At 46.1% G+C, this 206-nt stretch carries 1 tRNA gene; it reads right to left on the reverse strand.

Annotated elements, in window-relative coordinates:
* Positions 1 to 82: 82 nt before the first annotated feature.
* Positions 83 to 157: transfer RNA gene (locus AB4154_RS22380), tRNA-Gln, on the reverse strand.
* Positions 158 to 206: the final 49 nt, after the last annotated feature.

The following is a 206-nucleotide window of genomic DNA, read 5'->3' on the forward strand; positions in this document are numbered from 1 at the left end:
CCGCCACGACCGCAGCAAAGCTTTTACTCTAGCGAAGAGTATAGTTAAGAAGACTTATGGTTTGTCTAAATAACGTTGTATGTGGCTGGGCTACCTGGATTCGAACCAGGGAATGCCGGCATCAAAAGCCGGTGCCTTACCGCTTGGCGATAGCCCAACAATGAATGGTCATCTAATGAAAGAAACACATTCTAAATAATGGTGCG

It is taken from the genome of Vibrio sp. 10N.286.51.B11, from assembly GCF_041469245.1.
GTDB lineage: Bacteria > Pseudomonadota > Gammaproteobacteria > Enterobacterales > Vibrionaceae > Vibrio > Vibrio crassostreae_C.